General features: G+C 69.7%; 5 protein-coding genes. 3 read left to right on the top strand and 2 right to left on the bottom strand.

Features of this window, described 5'->3' with window-relative positions; genetic code table 11:
• Both cysD and cysN read left to right on the top strand, forming a co-directional pair.
• Nucleotides 1-475 (top strand): sulfate adenylyltransferase subunit CysD (gene cysD, locus CH341_RS35835; RefSeq protein ID WP_245431012.1); only part of this gene is annotated, 475 nt, incomplete at its 5' end.
• Nucleotides 475-2,367: a sulfate adenylyltransferase subunit CysN gene (gene cysN, locus CH341_RS12130; RefSeq protein ID WP_111419288.1), complete on the top strand. Its 1,893-nt coding sequence runs from the start codon at nt 475-477 to the stop codon at nt 2,365-2,367. The genes cysD and cysN, both read left to right, overlap by 1 nt.
• 100 nt (nt 2,368-2,467) lie before the next feature.
• Here cysN and CH341_RS35235 read toward each other — a convergent pair whose 3' ends face one another.
• Entirely contained in the window at nt 2,468-3,148 is a 681-nt protein-coding gene (locus CH341_RS35235; protein ID WP_210208271.1) for a hypothetical protein, read from the bottom strand.
• A 150-nt stretch (nt 3,149-3,298) separates the two neighbouring features.
• Nucleotides 3,299-3,475, bottom strand: a complete 177-nt coding sequence (locus CH341_RS34175) for a hypothetical protein (RefSeq protein WP_170149591.1) — start codon at nt 3,473-3,475, stop codon at nt 3,299-3,301.
• Between the two features lie 494 nt (nt 3,476-3,969).
• Here CH341_RS34175 and CH341_RS12115 point away from each other — a divergent pair, with 494 nt between their 5' ends.
• Nucleotides 3,970-4,197: a hypothetical protein gene (locus CH341_RS12115; protein WP_111419286.1), complete on the top strand. Its 228-nt coding sequence runs from the start codon at nt 3,970-3,972 to the stop codon at nt 4,195-4,197.
• The last annotated feature ends 145 nt before the right edge of the window (nt 4,198-4,342 follow it).

The raw sequence follows: 4,342 nt of genomic DNA, 5'->3' as shown, positions 1-4,342 counted from the left end.
GGAGCGTGTCTTCTCGCTGCGCTCGGCGAGCCACGGCTGGGAGCCGCGCCGCCAGCGACCGGAGCCGTGGCGGCTGTACAACACGCGGCTCGCCCCCGGCGAATCGATGCGCGTCTTCCCGCTCTCGAACTGGACCGAGCGCGACGTGTGGGAGTATGTCCGGGCCGAGGACATCCCGGTGGTGCCGCTCTATTTCGCCGCCGAACGGCCGGTGGTGGAGCGCGACGGCATGCTGCTGGTCGTCGACGACGACCGTTTTGCGCTGCGGCCCGGCGAGGTGCCGGTGATGCGCCGCGTGCGCTTCCGCACGCTCGGCTGCTATCCGCTCACCGGGGCGATCGAGTCGGACGCGACGACGCTCGACGCGATCGTCGCCGAGATGCGGGCCGCCACCACGTCGGAGCGGCAGGGTCGCTTGATCGACGCCGACGAGACCTCCTCGATGGAGCGCAAGAAGCGGGAGGGCTACTTCTGATGGGCGCCCCCGGTGACGAGCCGGCGATCGCGCGAGTGTCCGCGCCCGACCAGGACGCGCCGGAGCGTGGCCAGCTCCGCTTTCTCACCTGCGGCTCGGTCGACGACGGCAAGTCGACGCTGATCGGCCGCCTGCTGGTCGATTCGCGGCGCGTGTTCGACGATCAGCTCGCCGCGCTGGTTCGCGACTCGCGCCGCTTCGGCACCACGGGCGGCGACGTCGACTACGCGCTGCTGCTCGACGGGCTGGAGGCGGAGCGCGAGCAGGGCATCACCATCGACGTGGCGTACCGGTTCTTCGCCACCGCGCGGCGCTCCTTCGTGGTGATGGATGCGCCCGGCCACGAGCAGTACACCCGCAACATGGCCACCGCCGCCTCGACGGCCGAACTCGCCGTGCTGCTGGTCGACGCGCGAAAGGGCCTGCTCGACCAGACACGGCGCCACGCCGCGATCTGCGCGCTGTTCCGGGTCCGCCACGTGGTGCTGGCCGTCAACAAGATCGACCTGGTCGACTTCTCGCAAGACGTGTTCGACCGCATCGTCGCCGACTTCACGGCCTTTGCGGCGCCGTTCGGCTTCGCCTCGATGACGGCCGTTCCGGTGTCGGCGCGTTTCGGCGACAATGTCGTCGCGGCGAGCCCGTCGACGCCCTGGCATGCCGGGCCGACGCTGCTCGGCGCGCTGGAGACGGCCGATGTCGAGCGCGACCTCGCCGCCGCTCCGTTTCGCCTGCCGGTGCAGTGGATCGCGCGGCCGCACGCGGATTTCCGCGGGCTCGCCGGCACGGTCGCCTCGGGCCGCATCTCGCGCGGCGACGCCGTGGTGGTGCAGCCGTCCGGCGTCGGCACGACGGTCGCCCGCATCGTCACGGCCGACGGCGACCGCGAGAGCGCCGGCGCCGGCGACGCCGTGACGCTGGTGCTGGCCGACGAACTCGACGTGTCGCGCGGCGATCTGCTCGCGGCCGCGGCGCGGCGGGCCGAGACCGGCGACCAGATCCAGGCGCATCTCCTGTGGATGGGCGAGCATCCGCTGCTGCCGGGCCGGTCCTATCTGATGCGCATCGGGCAGCGCTGGGTCGCCGCCTCGGTGACGCAGATCCGGCACCGCATCGACGTGCGCACGCTGGCGCCGCTCGCGGCGCGCCGGCTGGTGCTCAACGAGATCGCGGTGTGCAATCTCTCGATCGCGGCGCCGATCGGCTTCGACGCCTATGCGGACAACCGGACGACCGGCGCCTTCGTGCTGGTCGATCGCGAGACCAACGACACGGTCGCGGCCGGCATGATCGACTTCGGCCTGCGCCGCGCCGCCAACCTGCATTGGGAGACGCTCTCGGTCGACAAGACCGCGCGCGCCGCGCAGAAGCACCAGAAGCCCTGCATCCTGTGGTTCACGGGGTTTTCCGGGGCCGGCAAGTCGACCATCGCGCGGCTGGTCGAGAAGCGGCTGCACGTGGCCGGCCGGCACACCTACATGCTGGACGGCGACAATGTCCGCCACGGCCTCAACCGCGATCTCGGCTTCACCGACGCCGACCGGGTGGAGAACATCCGCCGCGTCGGCGAGGTCGCGGCCCTGATGGTGGACGCCGGGCTGATCGTGCTGTGTGCGCTGATCTCGCCGTTCCGGGCCGAGCGCCAGGCGGTGCGCGAACGGGTCGGGCCCGGCGAGTTCGTCGAGATCTTCGTCGATGCGCCGCTCGACCTGTGCATGACGCGCGACCCCAAGGGCCTCTACGCCAAGGCCAAGGCCGGCCGCCTCGCCAACTTCACCGGCGTCGATTCTCCCTACGAAGCCCCTGAAGCGCCCGACCTCGTGCTCGACACCGCGGCGGAGAGCGCCGAGGCGCTGGCGGACCGGGTGGTGGCGCTGGTGAGCGGGCGTTAGCCGGCCTGTCGGCGCCGGCCCGCGGCATCGACGGCTTGCATCAGCGGCGCTCTCGGTCTCCCGAGAGCGCCGCCGATGATCATTGGCCGGATCGACGATCTCAGCGGCGGCCCTGCCCGGTCATCGTGCCGGAGCCGCCCATCCAGGAGCCGCCGCCCATGCCGGTGGTGCCAGACCCGACGGTCTCGCCCCGCGCGGCACCCCGCGCCATGATGGGCGCACGCTGCCGATCCGACACCATGCCGGAGCCGCGGTCCGAGCGCGTGCCGACATAGGCGTCGCGCGACCGCATGCCGTAGGATGCGCTTTGGATGCGCGCCCCGTAGACGGCGCGCTGCGTTCGGACACCGTAGGTCGGGGCGACGGCGTAGGAGCGCCGGACCTGCCTCGTCTGGTAGTAGCTCGGGCCCTCGTCCCAGTAGCCCGTGGAGTAGCCCGGGGTCCACGCCGCGTTGGCGTAGCCCCAGCCCGGCGAGCCGCCCCAGTAGGTGGAGCGGTAGCCCCAGGACGGAGAAGCGTCCCACGATGCGTAGCCGTAGGGGCCGCCACCCCAGGAGCCGTAGCCGGGTCCATATCCATAGCCGTAGGACGGTCCATAGCCGTAGGACGGCGTGGAGAGCGCCGCTCCGAGCGCCAGCCCGCCGATGATCCCGGCGCCGACGGCCGCACCGCCGCCCCACCCCCAACCGCGGTGACCCCAGTGCTGCGCCTGCGATGGAGTCGCCGCCACCGTGAGCAGCGAAGCGGTGGCCACGGCGCACATGACTGTCCTGATCTTCATCGAGCTTCTCCGTTGGTCATGACCCCACCCGAGTTCCTTGGGTTTGTTCGTCTGCGTCTGTTGCTCTGGTCTTTCGTGTCGTGATCGCGTGCCGGGCGGGCCCCGTGCAGCCGAAGTTCCGCTGCGCCACACACACCTCCGCAGATCCGCTCACCACTCACCCGATGCCGACCGGATCGCACCGATGCTTCCGCTCGCGCCGGCGTCGAACATCACGGCCGCCATGCCGGGCACTCGCACCGTTCCGCCCCGATGCGGCTGGATATCGCCGACGATCTTGCCTGCGCTGAACACGGCGACGGCGAGCAGAACTCCGATGATGGCCAACACGTGGTTCATGAAGCGCCTTCCGTCCTGTTAGAGTTCGAACCAGTCGCGACCTGTGCCGTCACGCGGGGACGAACTTCCCCGACCACACCGAGACATCGGCGGCCCACCGAATTGAGCCGTCCGACACGGGCTCCGGCAGCCCGGGTGAGGGGTCGCTGGAGCCGAACGCCATCGACGACTCGATCTGGACGTAAGTGATCACGTGGCACGGCGGCGCCGACCCGATCGTTCATTCGAAATCTCCGGTCTCACGCCAAACAACACGTGGCCCTGAGTGGCGTTCCGGCTCGTCGAACGGCCGGCGTATTGCGCCGCAATGGCATGCATCCGACGGTGGTATCCGAGGGTCCGGAGGAGGGCCACCCGAGAGCAAACAGCGCGAATGTCTCACTAGATGAGATCAATGAAGGGTCGTGTGCCGCAGTGTGGTTCAGCGGAACCGTCGCGAGAGGGGATTGTTTGTTCCCGGAGGGGCTGAAGAGGAGATTGCGATGAAGTCGCTGCTGATCGGATCGATCGTTGCGGTCGCTGCACTCGGCACCGCGCTCGCTCAGACGACGGAGTACTACGTCGTTCAGGACACCACGACCAAGAAGTGCACCATCGTCGACAAGAAGCCGACCTCTCAGACCACGGTCGTGGTCGGCGACGGCAAGGTGTACACGACCCGCACCGAAGCCGAGAGCGCGGTCAAGACCGTGAAGGTGTGCAGCCCGTAAAGCTGGTGGGAGGACGGCGCGCGGATTCGTGCATCGGGCCGCAGACCTCGTGGTGAGGCGGCCAGCTCCCGAGCTCCCTCTTCCTCCCGAGCTCACTTTTTCATGAGACATATCCCGAGGTGCCGGCAGCGATCGGAACGATCGC

The organism is Rhodoplanes roseus (genome assembly GCF_003258865.1).
Lineage (GTDB): Bacteria > Pseudomonadota > Alphaproteobacteria > Rhizobiales > Xanthobacteraceae > Rhodoplanes > Rhodoplanes roseus.
This window is presented reverse-complemented; position numbering and strand designations above follow the sequence as displayed.